Here is a 22,742-nt window from a genome sequence, read left to right on the forward strand (position 1 = left end):
GAGCTCCGCTACCCGGGCATTGAGCAGAAGCGGCTTCTACGCTGTCTGCCCGTCGGGATGGGTGGCTCGGTTCACGAGGGGCGAAGCGGCCGGGGTGGAGTAAGGTTCCTGCCGGACCGAGCAGGCCTCGGCTGTTCCCATGCAGGTGGGCCCGGGTGGTGCACGCCCCCGACGGGAACGTCGACCACACCGCATCGAGGATCAGACGTTGACCCCGTACTCCCTGGCGTTCTACGTGGACGTCGTCACCACCGGCACCGTGCTCGGCGTAGGGCCCCGCAGCCTCTCCCGACCGCGTCACCAGGGTCCTGGGCTCGAACTTCGGTGAGAACACCTTCGGCGACAGCAGCATGTGCCGTGACTACGGCCTCGCCGAGTTCTTCTGGGACCGCGATTCCGCCCACCACCCCTGGTCGGGCCACCACTTCACCCTGCAGGTGCACCGGCTCGCGTACCGGGACCGCACCGTCGTCAACGAGACACTTCGCGCCCGGTACGGACGGTTCACTCCCAGGCTTCGGTTCGAAAAGCTGCAACGCCTACTGGAGCGGCGCGGGGCCCCCTGCTGGAGATCCCGGAAATCCCGGCGAACGCCCCGTAGTTCCGTACTTTCTGGCAGCCCGATTCCCATGTGGCCGTCTCGGTCATAGGCACCTATGGCGAGTACAGCACGCCGGACAATCTGCGGGTCGGCGACGTGTACATGATCCAGGCCCCCATGGCTGCGGAGGAAGTGGAGTGGCGGAGGGCACGGGTCGGGTAGCACCGGGGTCGGCCGGGGGACTTGTCAATTTCGCGCGACTTTCTGGAGCCCCGTCCAATCGCGCAGCCTGAGTCACGCCAGCAGACTCGCTTTCGGGCGCCAGGGCGGCCCCGCCCAGTTCCAGCACCATGCTCTGGGCGCGCAACTCGTCGGGCTGGACGCTGCCAAGCTCGCCCATGCGCAGCTCGTACGGGGCCAGGGGCCCCGTACGAGCGTCACGAAGCCCAGGGCACGACAGGTCAACCGGTGGTGGCGTCTGAGCTGGCGTCAGCCGTTCTTCCGTCGTGCCGACGGCGGATGCGGTTGGTGACGATCAGAAGGGCGGTACCCAGCAGGAGGATCCCCGCGACCAACCCCTTGAGTGCGCCACCGCCGGACGCTTCGGCGTCCACCGCGGCTGCCGGGGCCATGCCCTGGGTGTGCGGGAATCTGATCTTCGCGTGGAACTTCTTGACGAGCAGCCCGCTTCTCAGTTCAAGGGTGGCGCGCCAAGGGCCGTCGGCCACTTCGTCGGTCACGGGAATAGTCACCGGCTCGGACTGATGGGGTGCCAGGCTCGTGCCCAGCTGCACCTGGTAGGGGCCCGCGCTCAGGCTTCCTGACACCGAGGCGAGCTTCAGGGTCCCGGACAGGTCCAGAGCGCGGCCCCCGGTGTTGATGATCTGGGCACGCACGATCGCGCGCCCGTCCCGGCCACGTGCAGCCGTCATCGTGCGCGCGGTGAAGTTCGGGGCCGGGGGGTTGTGGCCGCCGACTGAGAGATACATCCGGATGCCGGTGCGGCTGACCAGGGCGATACCACCACCTCGATTGCCCCTGACTTGTGCCCAGATCACGGCATAGCGCTCGCCGGGCGCCGCGTCCCTGGGCACCTTGATTGTCACGGTGTCGCGGAGGGTGTCGTGGGCGGGAACCTGGAGCGTCCTGCGTCGCAGCCTTGTCCAGGACGAAAGTTCGTTCCGCTTCCTGCCGGCTGCCCCCACGAACGCACCGTGGGTAATCCTGGCGGCGGCCGGATACACCTCGACGTGCAAGGTGGAATCAGTGGTATTCAGCACTTCGATGCGGCGGTGCACGGTCGTGCCCGGTCTCAGGTTGTCGACGATGTAGTGCCGTGCTCGTGGATCGTCGGCCAGGTCGACGGGGATGTCGACGAGACGTACGCCGACGCTTCCCTGGCCGAAGTCCGACGAACGTGGCGGCGCCGCTGCATTGGTCGCAGGTGAGGCAGCGCCGGTGGCCGCGATGAGTGCCGCGGCCACCAGAGCCAGGACGGGAACAAAACTGCGCAAGGTGGAGAACCCCCCCAGTGATTTCGGTGTGCTGGTCAGGCCACGGAATGGGTGATCGTCGAGCTGTAGGTGCCGGCCAGAGCGTCCGCCGGGATGGTGACGGAGATGGTCGGATTCCACACGGCGCTGTTGATACCGGACACGCTGGTGGCGGTCTGGACAGGGCCTGGCGGGTACAGGGGTGACAGGTTGCTGGCGGTGACGATGGCGTTGCCGGTGACCGTGGCGGACGGCGTGTTGTAGCTGCTGGAGCCAGGGGAGGAGACCGAGATATTCTGCGGTCCCGTGAAGTCGGTTCCGTTCGCGGTGACGACCCAGCCGGTCGTACCACCCCGGTTGTCCGTCACGGTGACGTTCCCGAGCTGTGCGCTGACCGTCTGGGGGGTGCTGCTGGCGGCGACGGTGCCCAGGCTCACCGGCCCCGTGGGCACAGTGATGTCGATGGTGCCGGTGGTGATCGAGAGCGTAACCGGCGTGGTCCCGCTCTGATCGGCCGACGCCGGCAGGGGGACGGACAGAGCCGCCACCAGGCCGACTACGAGCGAAGCGGCCGCGATACTTCTGCGCATCTTGATCCTCAAATCGGGGGTCACAGGTGCAGGTGTAAGTCACCTCCCGCCTGCTATCGGCAGAAGACCGCATTCATGATCGCTTTCTTGGCCCTTTCCACCGGATCGGACCATTCGCTCTTTAGAATGATTTTTATGACACTCCGTTGTTTCGCCCAGGATGCCGTGCCGTGCGCTGATCCAGGCATCCGATGACAGTCCTCCCCGAAGACGCCGCCACAGACGGGGCCGGTCAGGTCCCAGCCCGCCAGGACGGGAAGAACCACGCAACCTCCGGGTCTCCTCGTATGCGTACTCCAACTACCGGGTGAGGTCGCTGTACTCGGCGCGTAGCTGCCTGATGCGTGCGCGTGCGACACCGACGTTGTATGGATGCGACCGAAGCGGGTTGCGAGCAAGTCGTTCGCCGGCAGGCTTTGGCGTTCCGTCGGAGGCCGGAGCGGCGGCGTGCCTCGTTGATCAGAGGCGGAGGGATGCGTCGAGCTGGTAGTGGAGCGCGTCCAGCCGACTACGACCAGGGCCGCGAACCGGCATCTGCCGCACAAGCTCGCGAACTGCCGGCGAGGCGTGCTCGATTGCCCGTCGGATCTCCTGGTCACCGGCAGTGGCGTGATCGCCCAGTTCAGCGGACGTGAAGACGTCCTTCGCCTGATCCTTTGCCTCGTCACAAAGCAGCGGAGCAGTGCGAAGGCCACCGCCACGAGTGTGGGTATCAGCGCGTTCTGCGGGCTTCACTCGCGGAAGTTCACGCTTCCGGATGGAGTCGTACGAGCGCCTGACCCATGCTGTTGCTGTGCCGGGCTGTGCACGGAAGTGCGGTCCATTCCGGTCCCTCCTCGATCTCGCGTCGGCTCCTCAACCCTGCTGATGTCATGGCTCGTTGTACGGCGCCCTCGACGAAGGCCATATCGCCGTCGCCGGGGGCTGACGGCCGCAGGGTCCTGGCGGTGGATGTCTCACCGCGGCGACTGGCCCGTCGCGCGTAACAGGCGGAACGCCGCCGGGTGGGGCCGCCGGCTGCGACCCCACCCGGTGGTGCTCCGTCGATGACGTCAGCGCAGGCCGAAGGCCCGGGTGATCGTCTGGGAGACGCTGTTGTCGGCGCTGTCCCGGGCAGTGACCCGAAGCGTGACGAAGCCCGCGGACTTCGGCGCCTTCAGGGCCGTCCGCCATGCGCCGCCGTCCCGGTTGAGCTCGGAGCGCTGCCAGGTCGCCCCGTCGTCGTACGAAACGTCGAGAGACGGCTTCCGGATGCTCGCCGTCGTGCCGGGCAGGTGGGAGGCCGCCACCGTCAGCTCGGCACGCCGGTCCGCCCGGCCCGCCTTGTCGGTGTCCACTCCGTAGTCGAGCTGGATCAGCGGAAGAGACTCGGCCGAGTCGGCTCCGGTGGCCGCGGAGGTGAAGTTCCACTCGGTGAGGGTGTGCGTCGAGTACGGGTTGGCCCAGGCTGCCCGGTCGTTGTCGACCACCAGCCGGTAGGGCAGCCGCTCCGCCGCGAGCTCGGGAACCGGCAGAAATTCCGCGTTGCCCCAGTTGAGCTGCCGGTCACCCTGGTAGAGCGACATCCAGTCCTTGACGTCGAAGTTGCCGTGGGCTTCTCCGACATGGCCGGACCCGGAGTCGCCCCAGCCGGGCGCGGGAATGTAGACGGTGTCGAGATAGCGCACCGGCTGGTAGCCGATCGGACCCATCCGGGGCCGCTGGATCGGCCCGAACCAGCTGACCTTGCCGGTCTTCCCTGCCCGGTAGCGAAGGGCGTCGATCGAGTGCTGCCCGGTCTCGCCGACGATGAAGGCATCGTCCAGCCAGTCGGCGTCGGGGGTGACCCAGTCGGTCCGCTCGCCCTGCGCGGGAGCGGTGAGCTGGTTGCCGACGGCCCAGCCCCGCCAGACATCGGAGCGGTACTCCAGCGCCTTGCCCGGCCGGTAGTTGCGGAACGAGACGTCCACCCGGGCCAGGTCGCTTCGCTTCACCTGCCAGGTGGGGTCCGCCGGGACCGCGCCGGTCCAGTGACGCACCACGTCGTAGAGGTAGTCGGTCGTGGGGTGGGAGGTGACCTTCAGCTCGACGCTGCCCCGCTGGAGCGAGTCGATCAGGTCACCGCCCTGGTCGGCGTTGAGTGTGGCCACCGTCAGGGGGGCCGGGCTCTGTGGGCTCCAGGGAGTCTCGTCCCACGCCTGCAGTCGGCCGATGCCGTCGTTGGCGACCAGGAGTACCCGCGCGCCAGCTGCTGCGGCGGCTTTCGCCTGCTCCTCGATCGCCACGGTGTCGCTACGCCGTACCACCACGGCCTTGCCGCGGACGTTCTGCTGCGCCAGCGCGTCGGCGGAACCCTCGCCGGCGAAGACCGCTGTCAGCTTCCGTGACCCCGCAGGCAGCGGCGTGGCCGCGCGCTTGACCAGCAGGTCGTAGGTTTCCGACTTCGTGCCCACGGTCAGCGCCGGTTCCTCGAGACGGAAGCGGGCACCGAACTCGAACTCGCCGTCGGTGACCTTCTTGCCGGTCGGGAGCGCCCAGATGCTGTCGTACGTCTCGTTGGGCAGCATCGAGCTCTCGACGAGGCTGTCCGTGAACGACCGGTGGACGTCCAGCCGCGGCGCGACCGCTGTGCTCTGCCGCGGCACGTGCGCCATGATCTGGCGGGTCTTGCGGCCGTCGAGGGTGACGGTGCGGTCCTGGTCCAGCTGAACGTCGTTGAAGCTCAGCAGCGCCATGCCGAGCGAGTGCGGCCCGTTGGCCCCCCGTACATCGGCGGTGAGCCATCCGCTGTAGCTACCGACGGGCAGCCGCCCGGTGCCGGTGCCGGACTCGTCGAGCTCGATCGTCGTGAAGAGGTGCTCCGCGGCGAGGACGACCCGGCCGGAGAGTGGCTTGCCCGACCGGTCCTTGGCGACGATGGTCAGATTCTGCCTACGCCCTTCCTTGGCGACGCCGATCAGGGTCCGTGCCCGCACCACTTTGGCGCTGTCCGAGCCGGTGATCATGCCGCTGATCTGCCCGTCTGCGGGGAGTCGGTCCAGTTCCGCAGTCAGGGTGACCGAGGTGGTGCCGTGCGCGGGAACGGTGACCCGGTCGGCGGAGAGGGTGAACAAGCCCGCCGGGGCGTCGGCATCGATTGCAAGGTCCAGGCTGACCGGGGCGTCGCCGACGTTGGTGTAGGTCACCTTCCGGACATCGGTCTCTCCCGGCTTCACGGGCCACGCGTGGAAGCCGGAGAAGGCGCTGGCGGTCGCAAAGACCGACGCGTGCACGGCCGCCGAGGCGTCGAGCCGCCCACTGCCCGCCTCGTACGGGGTGTACGACTCGGTGGCCTTGACGCTGCTGACCAGTGCTTCCTTCAGCTGCGGACCGCTCCAGTCGGGGTGGGTTGCGGCGAGCAGTGCGGCGGCGCCTGCGACGTGAGGTGTCGCCATCGACGTGCCGCTCATCGTCGTGTAGTAGCCCGAGCCGCCCCGTCGGTAGTGGGAGCGGGCCGCGAGGATGTCGACACCGGGTGCGGTGAGTTCCGGCTTCAGCCCGGCGTCGCCGTCCCGCGGCCCCTGGCTGGAGAATTCGGCGAGCTTGTCCGCGGCGTCGACGGCACCGACGGTCAGCGCGGAGTCCGCGGCACCGGGACTGCTGATGCTGCGCGGCCCGCCGTTGCCGGCCGCCACCACGAACAACGCACCGGTTTCGGCGCTGAGCCGGTCGACCGCCTGGCTCATCGGGTCGGTCGCGTCGCCGCCGCCGCCCAGGCTCATGCTGATGACCTTGGCCTGTGCGTCCCGGGCGGCCCATTCCATGCCGGCGATGATCCAGGACTCCTGTCCCCCGCCCTCGCTGTCGAGCACCTTGCCGATCTCCAGCCGGGCCCCGGGCGCGACACCCCGCTCCTTCGCGTCGGAGGCGCTGCCGGTACCGGCGATCGTCGAGGCGACGTGGGTGCCATGGCCGTTGAAGTCGGCGATGTCCTCCTCGTACGGAACGAAGCTGGTACTGGCGTCGATCTGTCCGACGAGGTCAGGGTGTTCGGTGTCCACCCCGGTGTCGAGGACAGCGACCTTCACGCCCTTGGCGGTGTTGCCCTCCGCCCAGACCTGCTGCGCGCCGATCTGTGCGGTGGACTCTGCCAGGTCGGCTTTCACCTTGCCGTCGAGCCAGACTTTGGCGATGCCGCCCGCCAAGGTGGGGCGTGCAGATCCGCGGCGTGCCTTTGCTGCCGTGGAACCGCCGGTGAGCGCGGACCAGAACGCCGGGGCCTTGTCGCGCTTCTGCGCGACTGCCGCGCCCTGCATGCTGTCCAGCCGACGGACGACGGTCGAGCCGTTCACGTTCGGCGCGGTCCGCAACTTGGCGGCGGCGTCGGTGTAGCGGACGATGAGCGGCAACCGTTTGGCGTGCGTGTCGTCGTACCCGTCGGCGATCAGCCGGGTCACGTTGAACAACTGCTTGTCCAGCAGCCCCGCGCCGACATAGGGCAGGGCCGCATCGGGGTAGACGTACGTCGAACCGTCCATGACTGCGCGGTGGAAGCCGGCGGCGGTTCCGTTCGGGCTTTCGACGGACCGGATGACGGTGCCGTCGGCGGCGGTGCCGATCGTGACCTTGTCACCGGTGATCAGGGTGACGCTGTGGGTGCCGCCGCTTGCGGGTGGCTGCGACGCGGCGCCGACGGGCGGCACCGCGTCGGGCGGGTCCGCGGGTGCCGCGGCGATGGCTGGTATGACCCCGATTGCCAGTGCGGCGACCACGCCGAGCGCGATCGGCGCAAGCCTGGGGTTGGGAACAATGGACAAGGAGACCCCTAAAGGGCTGCGAAGAGTGGGAGACCATCCGGAGCATGGGGTTGACCTTCTGCCCTGAGCAATAGGCTCAGGCTGGCGCCGTTTGGCCATGGCGCAGTTATGACATGTCGCCACGGGGATGGATCGCCCGGGAACCGCACGTCAGGTCGGCGGCGGGCAGTCCCCCGCCCGGTCGCGGGAGTCGGACCGGCCCGGGACCCACCGCTTCTCGCCGTGAACGGGTCCTACGTGGGCGGGCGACAGCGACGGCGCACGGACAGGCTTGCCAAAAGTTCTGCTGCAGAAGATCGCCGCAATGCGGACCCGCCCGGACTCGGGAGGCCACAGGTTCAATCACCGTTCTGTCGGCACGACTTGGTCCGGTGGGGCCACGCACCGACCCATCCCGCAGCGTTCCAGGCATTCGTAGGAACAAGCGGCCGCGTGACACCTCACCCGGCTCTGGCAGCTGCTCGCCGGCCGCAGCTGACACGACGGTGGCCGTTGTCACCAAGGACGGATACGTCAAAGGGGAGTTCCTGGCGAGGGAGACGCTCGCCCCCGTGTGTGGGCGCAAGGACAGCACCGGGCTGTCACACCGGCAGACCGCCGCTCCCGAGACTGATCACCACCACCCAGCTTCGCCGACCGGCCGCCGGCAGGAGGCAACACGTACCGCCGCGCCCGTTGTGCCGGGCGCGGCGGGTGTGCGTGGTGCGGTGGAGAAGAAGGTCAGAAGTTGAGGCTCCAGCTGTCGAGGTAGCCGGGGTCGACGGTGAAGATGCCGGGGGTGTTGTCCTGGACCCGGAGCTTCCAGGTGCCGTTGGCGGGGACCGCCGACGCGTCGACGGTGTAGGTGGTGTGCAGCTGGCCCTCGCCGGTGTCCCAGTACCAGTCCTTGACCGGGATCTCCGTGCCGTTCTCGCTGACCAGGCTGACCACCTGACCGCCGATCCACGGGTGGTACAGGTCGATCGTGACCTTGAGGTCACTGGAGGCGTTGCCCTTGCGGCCGCTGACGATGAGCGGGGACTCGATGGACTTCCAGTTGGGGATGTCGAACCGGGCCGGGTTGACGAAGAAGTCGCCACCGGAGGCCAGGACGGTCCACACGAAGCGCACCGTGCGTTTGACCTTCGGGGAGTTCTTGACGGTGATGGCGGCCTTGAAGTCGCCCGCCTTCTTCGGAGTGCCGCTGATCAGACCCGTTTGCGCGTTGATGGACAGGCCCTTGGGCAGCCCGTGCGCGGAATACGACAGGGGGCCCGGCTGGGAACTCGTCGCCTCGATCTGCCGGCTGGTCGGCTGGCCGACCGCCGACTTCCGCGTGGAGGGGGCGATCACGGCGATGTGATTCACGTAGCGGGCGCCGACGTTGACGGCCGCCCAGGCGTTGCCGACGGCCTCGTAGGCGTCGCTGGTCGGACCGAACAGGTCGGCGGCCGCCCGGAGAGTGGCGGCGCGGGCGCCCGCGTAGTCGGTGCTGGTGGTCATGTAAACGGTCAGCGCCCGGTACCAGACGGCGGTCGCGTCGCGCCGGCCGAGACCGACGACCGGCAGGTCGTCGTATGTGGGGCTGTCGTACGCAATGCCGTTGATGGTCTTCTTCCCGCTGCCCTCGGAGAGGAGGTAGAAGAAGTGGTTGGCCACGCCCGAGCTGAAGTGCGGGTCGAGCTTCCTGGTCTCGGGGGTCCAGTAGTCCTGAGAGGTGCCCTTGGCGGAGGCGTCCTTGGAGGGCTGGTCCATGTAGCGCAGCGGCTTGCCGGTGCCCCGGACATCGGCGAGCTCGCCGATCATGTAGTCGGGGACATCTGCGGGGTTGTTCGCGGAGAACTCCACGGAGGTGCCCATGATGTCGCTGGTGGCCTCGTTCAGGCCGCCGGACTCACCGGAGTAGTCCAGGTTCGCGGTGGCGTAGGTGACGCCGTGGGTCATCTCGTGTGCGGCGATGTCGAGTTCGGTGAGCGGCCTGGCGTTGTTCAGGCCGTCGCCGTAGGTCATGCAGAAGCAGCCGTTGTCCCAGAAGGCATTGGCATATCCGTCGCCGTAGTGGACCCGGGAGTAGGCGCCGACACCGTCGTCAGCGATGCCGTTGCGGCCGAACCGGTCGTGGTAGAAGTCCCACGTCTGCCGCTGGCCGTAGGCGGCGTCCACGGCCGCGGTCTGGAGGTTGGCCGCCGTTCCGTCGCCCCAGACGTCGTCGTCGTCGGTGACCAGGACACCGTTGCCGCCGACGCCGGTCAGGTCGTACGTCTTGTGGCCGCCGCGCTCGGGGTCGGTCAGCTCGTAGAGGCTGCCGTTGCGCGTGGTGCCGATCTGCACCTGACCGCTGTACTGGCTGTGGCCGGTGCCTGAGTGGACCTGCTCGACGCTCTGGAGCCGCTTGCCGGTCGTGGCGTCGGTCACCACGCTCAGGCTGCTCGGGGTGCCGTCCTCCTGCACACCGCTGACGACGGTCTGCCAGGCGAGCGTGGGCGTCCTGCCCCCGAGCCAGACGACCAGCTTCGGCGATCCGTCCGTGGCCGCGTCGTCGGTCTTCTGGGTCTTCGCGGCGGCCAGGGCGGACTTCTTCGCCGTCGCGGCCGTGACGGCGGCCTTGGTGGTCGGCAGCGACACCTTGGCGTCCGAAGCCTTGGTGACGGTACGGGCCGCGCCCCGCTCGTGGACCACCAGGTCGCCGCCGATGACGGGCAGGCCGGCGTAGGTGCGCTCGTAGCGGGTGTGCACGGTGCCGTCCGCGTCCTTGACGACATCCTTGGGTATCAGCTTCTCCCGATCGCTCAGCTTCAGCGAACGGGCGGTGGCGACGCGCGCCTGGGTCGCGGCCTCGAGCAGCTCCTTGCGCTGCCCGGTGGAGAGCGCGACGACCCTGGCACCGGGTCTGGGTTCCGCCGCTATCTGCCGTGGTGCTTGATCCGTGCCGACCGAGGCAGGGACAGTGCCCGAGGCGGGGAGGACCGAAACGAAGAGCGTGGCCATGGCGACAGCCGCAATTGCCGCGACGCGCCCGTAACCGGAGATTCCATGATCGGATCGATGGGGTTTGTGACGCGACGTGGTCCTGTTGGTACGAAAGTTGTTGGGCACTGCTCTAACTCCTCTGTCCGGACGTGCGGTGACGACCAGTGGGGTGGGGAACCGGAGGCTGGGTGTGCCTCCGGCGAGAAGGGGTGCGATGCGGCGCGAGTCGTGGGTTCACGGGGTCGCGCCTGCGGTGGTGCGGGACGGTTTCTCACCGCCCGCTGCGAGGGCCGCGAGAGGCGGGGCCGCGGCCGGCTGTCGGCTGAAGCGGCTCCAGCTGCCCCAGGACATCGCCGACACTGTCGGCCTTCCGGCCTTCCTGCTGTCGGACGAGGCCACGTGCGACCTCTTGGCGATGCGGCGAAAGACATGGACTCTTGTGGCGCTGTGGCACCCAGCCACTTGTTCCGACGAAAGGTCGGACGGTCGAAGTCGGGGGCGGCCGACGGGGGGAGATCCGGCGGCCGCCGTAGGTGGTGCGGCTCAGCCGCAGTTCCCGGCGGCGCGGGACCGTGTCAGCGGATCGGTGGCTGCGGCAAGCATTGCGACGATCCCGGAGGTCTGTCTCCCGCGCAGCGGTGCGGGGTTGAGCTGTGGCATGAACGTCTCCAACGTGCCGACATGTCTCGACTGGGTCCTGAGTGACCGAACGGGTTTCGACGCACTTCGCGTCGGCGGCTCGTGATCACCCTGTCCGGGGCGCGATCCGCCAGGCAAGGAGGTCCGGAGTGCGGGTCCGCGCAACTGCGCAGATGTGAACAGGAACAGACAGGAACGGAACGGGTTCGCCCCGGCCGTACGGGGATGTAACGAGCACGTGATCGCTCCGGCCGACTCCACCGCGTACGATCGGCCTCGCCAGCGCGCCGAAAGGGGGACAGTTGTGGCGGTGCCGTCGGATTTGCCGTGGGCCGGAACCGGTCTGGGCCCCTTGGCCGGCCGGGTACTCGAATGCCTGGTCACGCAGCCGGAGCTGAGCAGCGAGGCGGTCGCCGAAGCTCTCGGGGTCACCTCGGCGGCCGCCGAACGCGCCCTGCAGGCCCTGGAGAACGAACACCTGGTCATCCGCGTAGGTGACCGGCCCACGCGCTGGAGCGCGGGCCCACCCCGCTCCACCCTCGGTTCGCTGCTGGCCCAGAGGCGGCAGGAACTGGCGCGGGCGGAGCTGTACATGGAGCAGTTGCATGAGGCATACCGCTCGGCGTCGCATCGTCGGGTCACCTCCGACCTGTTCGAGGTGATGGAGAGCGCCGAGCAGGTCGGGTTGCGTTACGCGCAGTTGCTCGCGTCCAGCCGGCGGGAGGTGCTCCACCTCGCCAAACCTCCGTACATCACCCGGTCCGCGCGGCTCGAGGACTCCTCGGTGCCGACTGTCCCCGCAGCCGTTGCGGACGCACCGACTCCGGAGGTGCCCGTGCCCGACGGAGTGCGGCTCCGGTCGGTGTACGACACCGACGGGATGACCGACACCGTTTCGCTGCGCACCGCCGTGAGCGGCACGGCCCGGGGCGGGGAGCTGCGGCTGTTGGCCGGGCTCCCGATGAAACTGGTGGTGTTCGATGCGACGGTCGGCATCATGCCGCTGCGACAGGAGGACCCGTCTGCGGGTTCGCTCGTCGTGCACTCGACCACACTTCTCGGAGTACTCACTGCGCTCTTCGAAAGCGTCTGGGAACGGGCGACCCCGGTGTCGCTGAACAGCGGCCCCGGTCGACCGCCGATCACTGCGGCGGAACCGGATGGCCAGCCTCCGGGGCGGATGCGCGACATCCTCACTCTGTTGCGGGCGGGTCTGACGGACGACGCGATCGCCCGGGTCCTGGGACTGAGCCGACGGACGATCCAGAAACACATCAGCGAGACCGCAGAACTCCTCGGCGCCCGGACCCGCTTCCAGATCGCGCTGATGGCACGCGAACGAGGCTGGCTCGGGGACGCCCCGGGCGTGGTGGCGGCCTCCGCCGAACGAAGGGCCGGGTGACCGAGGCAGAAGCTCGGTCTGCCATTCGGCCGCCCCGGTTCGTCTGCTCGGACACGCTCGCGTCGTCGACCTCGGACAGGTGCGCGGAGATGTCGTCGTGCGTCAGTCCCCGCGCGAACAGGAAAGGGGCACCTCGTCGACGCCGGTCAGTCGGCACTGCCGCTCCATGACGGTCTACGGCTCGGCACCCCCACCGCGATCCCGGTGGGGTGTCGAAGCAGCAGCTTCGCGCGACTCCCGATGAGTCGATTGGGAGGCTGTGCCTCCCAGCAGGTAGTAAGCCGATCCTGGCTTCGGTACGGATCACGCGCGCATGATGAGCACACGGAAATCCGACGCCGGGGCTCTGATCCTCTGGGGCGCACTCGCTGATCAGCGCATCGAGGGTCGGTTACAGCCCTTGGACCAGGGTCCTGCAGTCGGCGGCACCCATCAGGACACGCCGTGCCGCGTTCTGCGGGGACGTTCGACAGTGCGCACCGGGCAATCGAGGTCAAGCACTTCGGCACTCGGGCCATTCGTTCGTCTCGACCCTGAGGCGAAGTGGCGGCGGCATGCAGTCGCCGGCATTCCATCGATCCAGTGTCCGCACCATGCACGGCCCGGAGGTATCCGATGAAGCGCAAGCACCCTGGAACGGGTCCGCACACTGTGACGGTGTTCGTCTTTCCGGGGGTGCGGCTGCTCGATGTGACCGGTCCCATCGAGGTGTTCTCGACGGCGAACGAGTTCGGCGGGCGCTATCGGGTACAGATCGCGTCCGAGGACGGCACGGAGGTGATCACCTCCGCCGGGACCCGACTCAGCGCTGATCTTTCCGTCGACGATGTGCAGGAGCCGTGCGACGTTCTGGTGATCCCGGGCGGTCCGGAATGGGAATCGCTGATCAAGGACGACGCTCTTCTGGATGTCGTCCGGCAACTGAACGAGAAGAGCCGCTGCACCGCATCGGTGTGCACGGGAGCGTTTCTGCTGGCCGCGGCGGGACTTCTGAATGGCCGTCGCGCTGCGACGCACTGGCGGCATTCACGGGAACTGGCATCTCGTTTCCCGTCCGTGCGGGTCGATCCGGACGCCATCTTCGTGCGGGACGGGCAGACGATGACTTCCGCGGGTGTCAGCGCCGGTATCGACCTGTCCTTGGCCCTGGTCGAAGATCACTACGGTGCGGAGGTCGCTCGATCGGTCGCCAAGGACATGGTCGTCTTCATGCAGCGGCCGGGTGGCCAGTCCCAATTCAGCGTCCGCTCCCGGGCGCCGCACACCCACCAGCAGATGCTCCGCCGGGTCCTCGATGCCGTCGCCGAGAACCCCGGGGCCAACCACACGCTCACGGCCATGGCTCGCAGGGCCGGCATCAGCGTCCGTCACGTGACCCGGCTCTTCTACGAAGAGGTGGGAACCACGCCGGCCCGGTATGTCGAACAGGTCAGGCTGGAAGCTGCCCAGGGGCTGCTGGAGACGGGTGATGACCCCATGCCGGTCGTAGCGCGGCGCACAGGGTTCGGCTCACCCGAGTCGCTCCGCAGAGCGTTCGTGCGACACCTGGGTGTGACACCTGGTGCTTTCAGGGCCAGTTTCCGGACAGCCGGACGTGGACACGAGGGATCTGCTGTTCCCGGCGGTGCCGAGGTCGAGGCACAGCCCGACGACGATGAGCTGTCCGCTGCCTGAGGTCCGCTCGTCGGCGAGATCCCGTACATGGAATACAGACAGCGTTGCATCCGATGCTCATGCCCTCGGCGCGATCGCGGGTCTGCGCCCCTGACCGAACTGGGAGACCAGAGACAGGCCGCGCCCGCCCTCACCGCGTACGCCTGCAGGGAAGGACATCGAGGCGCCGGGTCGTGTGCTGTCCCCCTCTTTGCCCTGCACCCCGGTGCTCCGCAGAGGGCTTGCGTACACCGGACTGCGACCCGTCCTCGGACGAGGCCACCGTCCGAGGGCTGAATATGCGCCTTTGCTGTCCGTAGCTGCGGCCATGCGTAGGCGGACCATGCCGGTTGAACGGGTCAGGAAATGTCCGACCCCCGGGCCGGCCTGAAGCCTCGCCTCGTACGAAGGCGTTTGAGGCGCACGGCGGCGGCCCCACCCGAACAGAAGGCGATCAACAATGGCTTCGATCGGTTCCACTCTCGAACCCGATCCGCGCAGGTGGCGCGCGCTCGGCATCATCTGCCTGGTGCAGGTGATGCTGCTGCTCGACGTGACCGTGGTCAATGTCGCGCTTCCCCCCATTCAAACGGATCTTGGCTTTACGAGCACCGGCCTGGCGTGGGTCGTCAACAGTTACACCGTCACCTACGGCGGGCTGCTGATGCTTGGTGGGCGCCTGGGCGATCTGGTAGGCCGCAGACGCCTGTTCCTCATCGGTCTGGCGATCTTCGCGCTTTCGTCGGCGAGCGCCGGAGTGGCCCAGCAGGCCGGTGTGCTCGTCGCCAGTCGCTTCGTGCAGGGCATCGGCGCGGCACTCGTCAGCCCAGCAGCCCTGTCCCTGGTGACGCTGCTGTTCACCCGGCCACAGGAAAGGGCCCGGGCGATGGCCATCTGGAGCGGCCTGGCCGGAGTTGGCGTGTCCCTGGGCGTCGTGCTCTCAGGCATCCTCACCGACCTCGTCTCCTGGCGCTGGATATTTTTCATCAACCTGCCCGTTGCCGCCTTCGCGTTTCTCGCCACCCCCCACCTCGTCTCCGAGAGCCGGGCCGTCAAGCGCGGCCGGCCTGACATCCTCGGAGCGATCCTGGTCACCCTCGGCCTGCTGCTGGTCGTATTCGGCCTGTTGGAGAAGAGCGATCGCGCGTGGCTCTCGTTCCCCGTCCTCGGTTGCATGGTGATCGGCGTTCTCCTCCTGATCGGCTTCGTGCTGGTGGAGGCCCGGGTGGCACAGCCCTTGATGCCCCTCGCGTTCCTGCACTCGCGCAACCGGAGCATCGCCAACGTGGTCCGCGTCTGCTACTACGTCGGATTCGCCACCTTCTTCTTCTCACTGAGCCTGTACGTGCAGCACACACTGCATTTCTCCGCGCTGGCGACCGGATTCGCCTTCGTACCGTTCGGGTTGGTCATTCTGTTCAGCGCCACTGTGATTGCGCCGCGTCTCCTCCCCCGGTTCGGGCTGCGGACATTGAATGGAGGAGGACTTGCGATCTCCACGGTCGGCTACGTTCTCCTTGCCGGACTGAGCGCCCACGGCACGTATATGGCCGATGTGCTGCCCGGGCTGATCCTCGTGCCACTGGGAGGCGGGCTGGTCCTCGTCGGATCCACTGTTGCCGGAGTGGACGGCGCCACGGGTGAGGACGCGGGCATCGCCACCAGCATGAACAATGCGTCCATGCAGATCGGCAGCGCCATCGGTCTGGCCGCCCTGGTCTCCATGGGCACCAGCCACGCCACCGTCCTGCAGCACGCAGGCGTCGACCCGGTGACCGCCACCGCGCGCGGCTACGCCTTCAGCTTCGCCGTCGCCGCCGGTGTGACGGCCTTCGGCACGTTGGTCGGCTTCCTTGGGATTCACCGGACGGCAGCCGAGGTCCGAGAAGTACGGGAGAACACCGGGCAGCGCGCGGCCTGACGCCGCCACCGGCGAAAGACTGAGCCTGCGGCCGGGGCATGTCGACGGTCGGCGGGGGCCCATCTTTCATGGGAGTGTCCGGCCTCGATCTTGCGTGACGGCCCGCCGGTTCTTCCGGCGGGCCGTTTCGGGCTGTTGTGCGCGTGGTGGGCAGGACCGTGGGCCCGGCTCCCGCGTGGATCAAGGACCTCACACGCGCCACCCCTCTGCCCTCCTTGCGGACGCGGCCGGACGTCTTGACGGCCGTCGGACGCCCAGGCAGTGGTGCTGTGCCGGCATGGTGCTGACGTACAGGCCCCATGCAGCCGGACACCGTTCCTAAGAACTGAGCGGGAGTGAGTCGTGTTGCCAGGACTCGTGCTCAGTCGCGTGTCCCGAACGGTCTTGGGCACGCTGGTTCTCCGCTGTGACCGCACAGCCGGTCGCCGCCCTCTGGGGGCTGGTTCCGTTTCGTGTCCGGCGGAGTGCCTCACGCCCCCGGGCCCCTGACGCGGCCTGGACGGTCCGATGCCCGCCACCAACGCTCTGGCGGTGGCGGGGCGGTTTCGTCCTTCCCCGAGCTCTCAACTCCGTTCGAGCAGGGGAGACCCCATCCCGGATCGGGTGCCCGAGGGCGCGCCTTCCGATCGCGATGCCCGCCGCGTCATGGCGGGTCATCGCACGTCTGCTGTTGGTCAGGGGCGTCTTCCAGTGCTCGGCACCCCATTTCGAGGTGTACGCGGCATCGACGGCGATCAGGGTGAGGCCGTGCTCGGCGGTCATGTTCACCAGCCGGGCCTTCACCTTGGCGGTGGGGATGCCATGGATGAGATGACGGCACCCCTTCTTGCGGCCGAATTTCTCGCGTGTCTTCCCGTTGGAGAAGTCCGGGTCCTCGACCGCGATCGCGGTCACGCCGGTCCGGGTGGCCCAGCGCAGCAACTGGATGAACGCGTGGCGCAGTTGCGCGTCGCGATGGTCTGCCGAGCCGGTGAGGTCGTACGTGAACCGGTGAGGGTCGCCGACCGGGTTGCCGGGCGTATCGAGTCGGTACGCGGCGAAGTGGTCGGCGTTCGTGTCCACGCCGATCAGCCCACCGGCGCGCGCGGCCTCCAGGGGGATTGCCTGGATGGCAGACCGCTTCCAGGATGCGGTCAGGTACCAGCGGCCCCTGAGCACGTCGAGGTGGATCTCGTACGCGACGGCCCGGTTCGCGGTGATCCGGTCGGCCCATTCGGCGCCCCGGTACGGGAACGTGACGCGGGCGGACAGGACGTAACGGCCATGCGGCGCGTTGGCGAGACACTTCAGCGGCGTCGGCAGCTTGATCGAGACTTCGCCGTCGGGGGTGACGCGGATCGTCTCGTTCCCGAACCGCTTGACCCGGGCGTACAGACCCCACCACCGACGACATCAAGGGCCTGGTTGGCCTCGATGTTCACCAGGATCGTGCGCGGACCCACCCGCATCGCAGGCACCGGCAGCGTTCCCTCACGAAACCAGCGGCGGGCGGTCTGCGGATGGACGCCCTGCGCCTTCGCCCACTCGGACCCCTCGGATCCGGTCCGAGGGGTGTCCGGGACAAAAGGGCCGCGGGCCGTAGTGCGTGGGGCCCGTCTTCGGCGCTGTTGTAGGCGGCAGCGTCAGTGGAAGGCTGACTTCACGAGATCCTTCTGTTCCCCGGCATGCCGCCGGGCAGACCCCACGGCGGGGGCCGGTGCCTGCGGGCGGCTGACGCTTTCGACGGGACGACCCGCCAGCCGGTGCACGTAGGGTCCCACGAAGGACCATGCTCCTTGGTTCTCCGGCTCCTCCTGCACCCATCGCACCTCGGCTTCGGCGGGGAAACCGGCGAGTACCGCGCTGATCTCCTCCTCCGGGAACGGGTAGAGCCGCTCCAGGCGGACGATCGCCGTGTCCGACAGGTCAGCGCTTCGCCGATAGGCATCCAGGTCGTAGAAGACCTTGCCCGAGCACACCAGCACACGCCTGATCCGAGCGGTGTCCACCGTCTCGTCCGGTATGACAGGACGGAACGCGCCCGTGGTGAGCTCCGTCAGCCTGGAGGTGGCTGCCTTCGACCGCAGCATCGACTTCGGAGTGAAGACGACCAGTGGCCTTCTGCGCTCGCCGAGCGCTTGCTGCCTGAGCAGATGGAAGTAGTTGCCCGGCAGGGAGGGCATGGCGACGGTCATGTTCCCCTGCGCGCAGAGTTGAAGGAATCGCTCGATCCTGCCGGAGGAGTGGTCGGGCCCCTGCCCTTCCAAGCCGTGCGGCAGCAGCAGCGTCACACCGGAGCGCTGACCCCATTTCTGTTCGGACGACGAGATGTACTCGTCGATGACTGTCTGGGCCCCGTTGGCGAAGTCGCCGAACTGGGCCTCCCACAGCACCAGAGCGTCGGGCCGCGCCAGTGAGTAGCCGTACTCGAAGGCCAGCGCTCCCAGTTCGGACAACATCGAGTCGTAGGGTGCAAAGCTCGCGGCCCGCGAGCCGAGGGAGCTCAGCGGCGTGTGCTCCACCCCGGTGCGCCGGTCGATGAGCACGGCGTGCCGTTGGCCGAACGTGCCGCGGCGGGAATCCTGCCCGGCCAGCCGCACCGGAACTCCGTCCAGCAGCAGGGACCCGATGGACAGTGCTTCTGCGGTGGCCCAGTCGATCGTTCCCGCATCCAGCATCGTGGTACGCCTCCGGAGCTGCGGAAGAACACGCGCGTGCACGGTGAACCCTCCCGGCATACCGGTCTGGGAAGCGATGACGTGCCGGGCGGTCGCCTCCGTGATCGCGGTCACCACCTGGGGGGCGGCTGCATTCTGAGCGTCCACGGGGTTCACAGGCTTCGGGGAGAGGGGCACCGCCGGCGCCCGCGTCTCGGTGAAGGCGCGCTCAAGGTGTCCCTGATAGTCACGCAATGCGCCTTCCACCTGCCGCACACCGATGTCCCCTCGGAGGACCAGTGCCTCGGCGTACAGCTTGCGCACCGAAGCCCTGACGTCGATGCGGTCGTACATCGCCGGCTGAGTGATGGATGGATCATCGACCTCGCTGTGCCCGTGGCGCCGGTAGCAGATCAGATCGACGACGACGTCCTTGTGGAACATCTGACGATAGTCGAAGGCCAGGCGTGCGACCCGGACAACGGCCTCGGGGTCGTCTCCGTTGACGTGGAAGATCGGGGCCTCGACCGACCTTGCCACGTCGGTGGCGTAGGTGCTCGAACGGCCGCCGGCGGGTGAGGTCGTGAAGCCGACCTGGTTGTTGATGACGATGTGGACCGTCCCGCCGGTGCGGTAGCCGGGCAGCTGTGACATGTTCAGCGTCTCGGAGACCACGCCCTGGCCGGCGAATGCGGCATCGCCGTGGACGACGATCGGCAATACGGGGAAGGCTGCGCCACCTTCTGCGGCCGACTCCTGCTTGGCGCGCACCACCCCCTGGGCCACCGGCCCTACGATCTCCAGATGCGAGGGGTTCGCCACGACGGAGACGGCGATGGCGCCGCCGTCCAGGGCACGGTAGGTCCCTTCCGCACCGAGGTGGTACTTCACGTCGCCGGATCCCTGGGCCGACCGGATGTCTGCTGCATCCTCGAACTCATGGAAGATCTCTGCGTAGGACTTACCGATGGTGTTGGCCAGAACATTGAGCCGGCCTCGGTGAGCCATCCCGATGACCGCTTCCCTCACCCCTTGCCTGATGGAGCGGAGCAGTAGGGCGTCGAGCAGCACGATCGCCGACTCGCCGCCTTCGAGCGAATAACGTTTGTGGCCCACATATTTGGTCTGCAGGAACGTCTCGAAGGCCTCCGCCGCGCCCAACCGGTAGAGAATCTGCAATTGTTCGGCGACGTCCGGCCGGGGCAGAGGCGACTCGATCCGCTGCTGGAGCCAGCAACGTTCCTGGGAGCTTTGGATGTGCATGTACTCGGTGCCGACGGTACGGCAGTAGAATTCCTGCAGGGCATTCAGCACGTTGCGAAGAGTCATGGTGGTCTGCCCGGTAAATCCGTCGACGACGAACTCTCTTTGCAGGTCGTCGTCTCGGAGCCCGAATTCCATGATGTCGAGCTCCGGGTGTCCGACCATCTGCCCTGTCGTGAGCGGGTCGGTATCGGCCACCAGGTGTCCACGGGCTCGATACGCCTCGATGAGCGCGGCAACGCGGACCGCCTTGATCGCCGACTCGTCCGTACTGTCATGCGTGGTCGTCGCGTCGTTGCGTGCCTGTCGACCGACCACGGGGACCTGGGAGCCGAAGAACTCCCTCCAGGTCGGGTCGACCGAGCCGGGATCGTGCAGGTATCGCTCGTACTGCTCGTCCACGAGCCATTCGTTGATGCCGAAGCGTGATTGCGACGCCACTGTGTGGATCGCCTTCTTTCCTCATTCAGAACTACCGATGTGGACACGCCCGGACTGCCCGGTCATCGCTCATCGTGCCCGCGGACTTCGCTTCCACTGAACATCCGTCGTGAAGGCGAAACCATCCGAAACCATCCGACCTTGTCGGACCACCGACGCTATGCCGTCGCGGGAGCTTAAGGAGATACCCAGGAATGCCATAACGGCGTCACATCAGGACATTGCAGCAGCGAGGTGGCCTCCGTGTGGAATGCCGCCGACGCACAGCTGAGGCCTTATTGCCGAGCGTCCTGATCCGAGGGCTTGTTGTCCACGCGACCCGACATCACTGCGGTCCAGAGCCTGGTTGTAAGTGATGAGTCGCGACCTCACGGCGCCGCCCGGTCGACCCCACTGCCGGTCTCGCATGCCCGGTCCCCGGTCGGCAATCCGGCGACGTCGGCCTCGGATGGGACTCGTACCGGGTGAGCACAGCACGAGTACCGCTCACGTCATACGCGAACAGGCAGGACGACAGGCATGACAGCGAACGACTATCTCGACTGCTTCAAACCAGAACTCGTCGTCATCCCGTGCGGTAGCCGCAAACTGGGCCGGCGTACACGAGCGGCAGACATGTATGTCGGCTCCTATCACCGTGCGTGCCGTAAGGCGGCTGATGCACTGCAGCCCGACCAACTGCTCATCCTCTCTGCACGCTACGGCCTTCTCGACCTCGACGACGTCATCGAGCCGTACGACACAGCCCATGGCGCTGCCGACGCCATAACGGACCAAGTCCTCCTGAAGCAGGCGACTCTGCGTGACATCGTGCGATTCGAACCCGTTGTGGCACTCGGTGGCGCACGACATGTCAGCCTCGTCCGCGGCATCTGGCCGCACGCCCGCACGCCGCTGGCCGGGACACGCGGCATGGGTGAGCAGATGGCCCGACTCGCAGTGTTGCGCAATGGGCGGATCAGCAGCTGATGTGACGCCACATACGGCTGCTGGAACGTGGCTCGCCCCCTGGCGGATGGCTGTGTGGCCATACGAACACGTGCGCAGCGCATGGCAGGCGACGTACTGGTGGCTGTGGAGCCTCGTGTTGGTGAGCAGGTTCCGCGACGCGCTCGGCGATGGCCTTGAGCGCGTCGCGGAACAGCGCCCTCTTGGTGGCGAACGGCAGCTGCCGGGCGGGTGACCTCGCCAAAGCCACTGCGCCGGTGATCAGGCGAAAGCCACGACGGGGTCCGCCTCAAACGCCCTGTCAGTGACAGGAGTTGTTCATCCCTCGCCGTGTGCCGACCTCGGATCGAAGGCGTCCTGGCCGGTCGACGGGCCGTCGGCGCTCGTGCCCGGCGACAGGCCGGCGGCGCACATGTTTGGCGGCGTGGCGCAGGGAGTGGCCGGCCACCACCACCCAGGCGATGACGAGCAGCGCATAGAGCACGACGGCCGTCCAGATGAATGGCTCCGAGCCGGTCCGCGCAGCAAGGGCGCCGGTAGCAGTCACGCAGGCGCCGACCGGGAAGATGAAAGACCACCAAGTGGGCGCGAAGGACAGCCCGGCACGGATGGTCCGCGCAGTCAGCCCTATGGCGAGCGCCAGCCACAGCATGGCGAAGCCCCACACCACGATTCCGCCGAGCAGTGCGAAAACCGCGGTGCCCCGCGCGTAGGGCGCGGGCAGCGCGCTCGGCGCCACCACGGCCAGCGCGCCGAGCGCCGTCACCGACTGACCCAACGCCCCTAGGCCGATCCACACCGTGGGCACCACCGTTCCGGTGGGTGCGTCATGGTGCACCAGGCGGCTGTAGATCATGGCCAGCACCAGCAGCGTCGCAACGAGGCCGAGCCCGAGCATCGCGTAGCAGCCCAGTAGCAGGGCGAGCCGCAGCTGTCCGGTCGGTGTGTACGGGACGATCAGCGCACCCGTCGCCGCGGAGACCATCGGCGGCACCACCGGCATCAGCCAGCCGCCGAACGCCGCGTCCGGCGCAAAGCGGTGGCGGGTGACCATCCGATAAGGCACCGCACAGGCAGTGACAAGACCGAGCACGGTGCCGAGCGACCAGAGAACCCAGTCCACAGCCAGCGCTGCCTCGAGCCCGATCACCCATCGGCCGAGCAGCAGCGCCCCGGCGCCCACCGTGAGCAGCGCCATCGGCGGTGCGCCGAAGAACTGGACCACCATCGGATCAGCCGCGTGTACGCGCAGTGTCCGCTGCCTGAGGTAGCGGACGGCCAGCAGCATCAGCAGGAGCGCTGCGCCCAGCCAGACCACCGTGGCCGCAGTCCGCAGTCCGTCGAAGCTCCGGGGCAGGGTGACCGCCGCGTTTGCGACGATGCCAGTGCCCATAACGGCCGCGAACCAACTCGGGCCAATTACCGGACGCGTCGTTCTGTTCGCCGTAGGAGACAAAGGACTGGCGGACGAGGAGGAATTCATGACCCGAA

At 67.9% G+C, this 22,742-nt stretch carries 11 protein-coding genes and 1 pseudogene; 5 read left to right on the forward strand and 7 right to left on the reverse strand.

The window, feature by feature from the left end; all coding sequences use genetic code 11:
• The first annotated feature begins 208 nt into the window (after positions 1-208).
• Positions 209-763, forward strand: a pseudogene (locus tag ACIA8E_RS32880) (hypothetical protein).
• Between the two features lie 239 nt (positions 764-1,002).
• Here ACIA8E_RS32880 and ACIA8E_RS32885 read toward each other — a convergent pair.
• The 4 genes from ACIA8E_RS32885 to ACIA8E_RS32900 form a co-directional block, all read right to left on the reverse strand.
• Positions 1,003-2,055 carry a peptidase gene (locus ACIA8E_RS32885; RefSeq protein ID WP_399303596.1) on the reverse strand — a complete coding sequence of 351 codons (1,053 nt, stop codon included), beginning with the start codon at positions 2,053-2,055 and terminating at the stop codon, positions 1,003-1,005.
• Between the two features lie 35 nt (positions 2,056-2,090).
• A complete protein-coding gene (locus ACIA8E_RS32890) occupies positions 2,091-2,624 on the reverse strand; it encodes a hypothetical protein (protein WP_399303598.1) in 534 nt (177 codons plus the stop codon).
• 1,052 nt (positions 2,625-3,676) lie between these two features.
• Entirely contained in the window at positions 3,677-7,399 is a 3,723-nt protein-coding gene (locus tag ACIA8E_RS32895) for a S8 family serine peptidase (protein ID WP_399303600.1), read from the reverse strand.
• A 720-nt stretch (positions 7,400-8,119) separates the two neighbouring features.
• Entirely contained in the window at positions 8,120-10,366 is a 2,247-nt protein-coding gene (locus ACIA8E_RS32900; protein ID WP_399303602.1) for a M4 family metallopeptidase, read from the reverse strand.
• A gap of 931 nt (positions 10,367-11,297) precedes the next feature.
• On the opposite strand from ACIA8E_RS32900, the gene ACIA8E_RS32905 reads away from it, so the two are divergent.
• From ACIA8E_RS32905 to ACIA8E_RS32915, 3 genes are all read left to right on the forward strand, one after another.
• On the forward strand, positions 11,298-12,389 hold the full coding sequence (locus ACIA8E_RS32905; protein ID WP_399303604.1) for a LuxR C-terminal-related transcriptional regulator: 1,092 nt from the start codon (positions 11,298-11,300) through the stop codon (positions 12,387-12,389).
• A 657-nt stretch (positions 12,390-13,046) separates the two neighbouring features.
• Entirely contained in the window at positions 13,047-14,063 is a 1,017-nt protein-coding gene (locus tag ACIA8E_RS32910) for a GlxA family transcriptional regulator (RefSeq protein ID WP_399303606.1), read from the forward strand.
• Between the two features lie 439 nt (positions 14,064-14,502).
• The gene (locus ACIA8E_RS32915) at positions 14,503-15,963 is read left to right on the forward strand and encodes an MFS transporter (protein WP_399303608.1); all 1,461 of its coding nucleotides are present in this window, start codon (positions 14,503-14,505) and stop codon (positions 15,961-15,963) included.
• A 318-nt stretch (positions 15,964-16,281) separates the two neighbouring features.
• Here the strand turns inward: ACIA8E_RS32915 and ACIA8E_RS32920 are convergent, their stop codons facing one another.
• Positions 16,282-17,025: a hypothetical protein gene (locus ACIA8E_RS32920; RefSeq protein WP_399303610.1), complete on the reverse strand. Its 744-nt coding sequence runs from the start codon at positions 17,023-17,025 to the stop codon at positions 16,282-16,284.
• Positions 17,026-17,585: 560 nt separating this feature from the next.
• Entirely contained in the window at positions 17,586-20,303 is a 2,718-nt protein-coding gene (locus ACIA8E_RS32925) for a multifunctional oxoglutarate decarboxylase/oxoglutarate dehydrogenase thiamine pyrophosphate-binding subunit/dihydrolipoyllysine-residue succinyltransferase subunit (RefSeq protein WP_399303612.1), read from the reverse strand.
• Positions 20,304-20,822: 519 nt separating this feature from the next.
• On the opposite strand from ACIA8E_RS32925, the gene ACIA8E_RS32930 reads away from it, so the two are divergent.
• Positions 20,823-21,272, forward strand: coding sequence for a DUF6884 domain-containing protein (locus ACIA8E_RS32930; RefSeq protein ID WP_399303614.1), 450 nt, complete (start codon positions 20,823-20,825; stop codon positions 21,270-21,272).
• A 280-nt stretch (positions 21,273-21,552) separates the two neighbouring features.
• On the opposite strand, the gene ACIA8E_RS32935 is transcribed toward ACIA8E_RS32930, so the two are convergent.
• Complete coding sequence (locus tag ACIA8E_RS32935) at positions 21,553-22,734, reverse strand: TDT family transporter (protein ID WP_399303616.1); 1,182 nt, start codon at positions 22,732-22,734, stop codon at positions 21,553-21,555.
• Positions 22,735-22,742 lie beyond the last annotated feature (8 nt).

The organism is Streptomyces sp. NPDC051664 (assembly GCF_044453545.1).
Lineage (GTDB): Bacteria > Actinomycetota > Actinomycetes > Streptomycetales > Streptomycetaceae > Streptomyces.